Origin of the sequence: Candidatus Infernicultor aquiphilus (genome assembly GCF_002784285.1) — a bacterium.
GTDB lineage: Bacteria > Atribacterota > Phoenicimicrobiia > Phoenicimicrobiales > Phoenicimicrobiaceae > Infernicultor > Infernicultor aquiphilus.
In genome coordinates, this window is the sequence record NZ_PFKO01000001.1 from 6,477 (window position 1) to 10,141 (window position 3,665).

At 34.9% G+C, this 3,665-nt stretch carries 2 protein-coding genes and 1 pseudogene; all 3 read left to right on the forward strand.

Annotated features, from left to right (window positions below; all coding sequences use genetic code 11):
- Positions 1–169: pseudogene (locus COZ07_RS00040) on the forward strand (NAD(P)H nitroreductase); the annotation flags it as partial.
- 55 nt (positions 170–224) lie between these two features.
- Entirely contained in the window at positions 225–2,027 is a 1,803-nt protein-coding gene (locus COZ07_RS00045) for a DAK2 domain-containing protein (protein ID WP_406606579.1), read from the forward strand.
- Positions 2,028–2,162: 135 nt separating this feature from the next.
- Positions 2,163–3,599, forward strand: coding sequence for a TldD/PmbA family protein (locus tag COZ07_RS00050; protein WP_406606580.1), 1,437 nt, complete (start codon positions 2,163–2,165; stop codon positions 3,597–3,599).
- The last annotated feature ends 66 nt before the right edge of the window (positions 3,600–3,665 follow it).

A 3,665-nucleotide genomic window follows, 5' to 3' on the forward strand; every position in this document is an offset into this window, starting at 1 on the left:
AGGTACATGTATATTGGGATGGTTCAAAGAGAAAGAAGTAAAAAAGCTCCTTAATATTCCCTTACCCAAAAGAGTCGAACTTATTATCACTTTAGGTTATCCCGAGTCAGTGGAAATACGCCCTAAAGAACGGAAAGCCATAGATGAAATCAGAAGTTATAACCACTAGAAAGGAAAATAGCTGGGCGGTAGAGCGGTAGGATAGAATAAGAAGGGACTAAAAAATGAGAATCAAAATAAAATATTTAAATGGGATTAGGTTTAAGCGCTTTATTATTAGTTCTGCCCAACGTATAAATCAGATGGAGCAATATCTGAATGATATCAATGTTTTTCCAGTAGCAGATGGAGATACTGGTACTAATATGGCTATGACTATGGCCAGTATAGTACAAGGAGTGAAAAAATGCCACGAATCTTCTTTTGCAGAAGTTAGTAATACTATTGCTGATTCAGCGTTAATAGGAGCACGCGGTAATTCAGGGGCCATATTAGCTCAATTTTTTCAAGGGTTAGCAGAAGCCACCAGGGGTAAAGTTCGCCTTTCTACTGAAGCTTTTGCTAATGCTGCCACCAAAGCGGCAGAACAAGCCAGGAGGGCAATTTTGCATCCTCAAGAAGGCACTATTATTACCGTAATGAAAGATTGGACCAATCATCTGGAAAAACATTCCAGTCATACTCCTGATTTTGCTGACCTTTTTAAAAAATCATTATCTAAAGCAAAGGAATCTTTAGCAGAAACACCCGATAAACTTGCCGTATTGAAAAAAGCAAATGTGGTTGATGCAGGGGCACAGGGCTTTGTTAATTTATTAGAGGGTATAGTTGATTTTATTGAATTTGGGAAAATTCGCTCCGCCAAGGTTATGAATTTTGCAACTAATAAAATTAAGCATTTTAATCTCCATAATATAAATAATAAAATTAATTTTCAATTTTGTGCGGAATGCTTGATTGAAGGTGGCGATATAGATAGAGGGAATATTCGGCAAAAACTTTCTTTTTTAGGTAATTCATTAATTGTGGCTGGCTCTAAAAATAAAGTTCATATTCATATCCATACTGATAAGCCGGAAGAGGTTTTTGATATATTATCTGACTATGGAACTTTAATACATAGCAAAGTTGAGGATATGTACCATCAATGTAACGAGATGGAGAAGCATAATCAGCTTAATACTATTGGAATAGTTACTGATTCAACCTGTGATTTACCACCCGAGATGATTAAAGAGTATAATATTCAGATGGTGCCTATAGTTATCCAAGTAGGTAAAAAGAGTTATTTGGATAAAGTAGAAATTAAACCAAAAGATTTTAATCATCTTTTACAAACTTCTAAGGAAAAACTATCCACTTCTCAGCCCTCTCCAGCTCTATTTAAAAAAGCTTATGATGAAGCTATACTAAGATATAAATCTATAATCTCTTTACATATCTCTGAAAAATTAAGTGGAACGATTCAAGGTGCCCGGATGGGTTGTAAAGATATGGAGTATAGTAATAAAATTTATATTATTGATAGTAAAACAACTTGTACTGCTTTAGGGTTATTAGTTTATAAAACAGCTCAGTGGATAAGAAATGGTTTTGAACTGGAGGAAATTATTGATCGGTTAAGACGAGCTATAAAAAATACCAGAATTTTTATAGCAGTTCCCACTTTGAAATATATCATACGCAGTGGTCGCTTGAACAAAACTAAGGGATTCGTAGGTACACTTCTTAATCTAAAACCTGTTCTTACCATTGATTCTCAGGGTTGTATTACTGAAGCGGCTAAAGTGATTGGACAAAATAGAGTTATTCGTAAGACTTTAGATATGGCGATTAAATATGCTAAAAAGGTTAAGAATCCATACTTTGGAATTGCTCATGTAACAGCACCTGAACTTGCTGAGTGGTACAGTAATGAAATTCGGACCCACTTTAATTCCTCAGAAATAATGATTGCGGAAGCTTCTCCCGCTTTAAGCCTACATATTGGTATCGGCGGAGTTGCTATTGCAGTCTCAGGAGATTAGAAATTAAATAAAAAATATTCCATAAATTTTTAATTACTTTTTATTATTTTTAACTTAAATTTATTTTTTGCTAGGATTTGAGGAAAATTTAAAAGTATATTTAATTATTATGGGGTTAATAGGGTTAATAAAACTATGAAAAAAGTATTAGAAGAGATTTTAGATTATTTGGAATTAAAAGTAAACTATGCTGATATCAGGTTGGTAGAAACTGAAAGCGAGAATATTGAAGTAGAAAATGGAATATTATCTTCTTACCGTGTCTTAAATAATAAAGGAGTAGGAATACGAGTGTTAGTTAATGGTGCGTGGGGATTTGCTGCTTCTAATAATTTAGATAAGCTATCTTTATTAAAAACTGCAACCAAGGCTTTGGTTATTGCCCAAGCTTCCGCTCTTATTAAGAAGGAAGAAATCAAGCTTGCTCCCGAAGATAAGCATATTGCTACCTATATTACTCCTATAGTTAAGGATTCTTTTAAAGTTAACCCCACAGAGAAGATAGACCTTTTAGTAAAAGCTACTAAAATTATGTTAAGAGATAAAGTAAAGAAGACTGAGGGTCTTCTAAATTTTTATAAGATCCAGAAAACATTTTTATCTACTGAGGGTTCTCATCTCGAACAAACTATTTTTACATCTGGTGGTGGAATTGCTGCCTATGCCATAGGTGAAAAGGATTTTCAAACTCGATCTTATCCTTCCAGCTTTGGTGGTGATTATGCCACTTCTGGTTATGAGTTTATCGAAGAGATAAAACTATTAGAAAATGCGGAAAGAATATCAGAAGAAGCTAATCAGTTATTATTTGCCCCTCCTGCCCCAGAAGGGATAATGGATGTTGTATTAGGAGGGTCTCAACTTGCCCTTCAGGTTCATGAATCTTGTGGGCATCCTGTGGAATTGGATAGGGTATTGGGGAAGGAAATTAGCTTTGCGGGAGGAAGTTTTTTAACTCTAGATAAATTAAATAATTTTATCTATGGAAGCCCAGAGGTGACTATTGTAGCGGATGCAACTGTTCCTGGAGGGTTAGGCAGTTTTGGTTACGATGATGAGGGTGTTCCTGCTTCAAAAACTTATTTGGTAAATCGGGGGGAATTTTCGGGTTATTTAATGTCCAGAGAAGATGCTTTTAAACTTGGTTTAAAGAGTAATGGAGCAGCTCGAGCAGATGGTTGGAAAAGAATACCTCTGGTGAGAATGACTAATATTAATTTATTACCAGGGAATTTTGAATTTGATGAACTTATTGGGGATATAAAACAAGGTATATATTTAGATACTAATAAAAGTTGGAGTATAGACGATAAGAGATTAAATTTTCAATTTGGCACTGAGTTTGCCCGAGAGATAAAGAAGGGTAGACTGGGTAAAATTTATAAGAATGCTATATATCAAGGTATAACTCCAGAGTTTTGGCGTTCCTGTGATGGAGTAAGTAAACAGGAGCACTGGCACATATGGGGTATAACCAATTGTGGTAAAGGACAGCCGGAGCAAGTAATGCAGGTTGGTCATGGTACTTCGCCGGCAAGATTTAGAAAGATACAGGTAGGTGCTTCCCAATGAAAGATGTAAACTTTTGGAGAGAGTTAGTCAAAAGAATAAAAATTTATCTTAAAAAAAATGATTTTG

What these genes read in the sequence shown, in the direction of transcription:
- COZ07_RS00045 (WP_406606579.1), top strand. Translation starts at nt 225, where the DNA reads ATGAGAATCAAAATAAAATATTTAAATGGGATTAGGTTTAAGCGCTTT.
- COZ07_RS00050 (WP_406606580.1), top strand. Translation starts at nt 2,163, where the DNA reads ATGAAAAAAGTATTAGAAGAGATTTTAGATTATTTGGAATTAAAAGTA.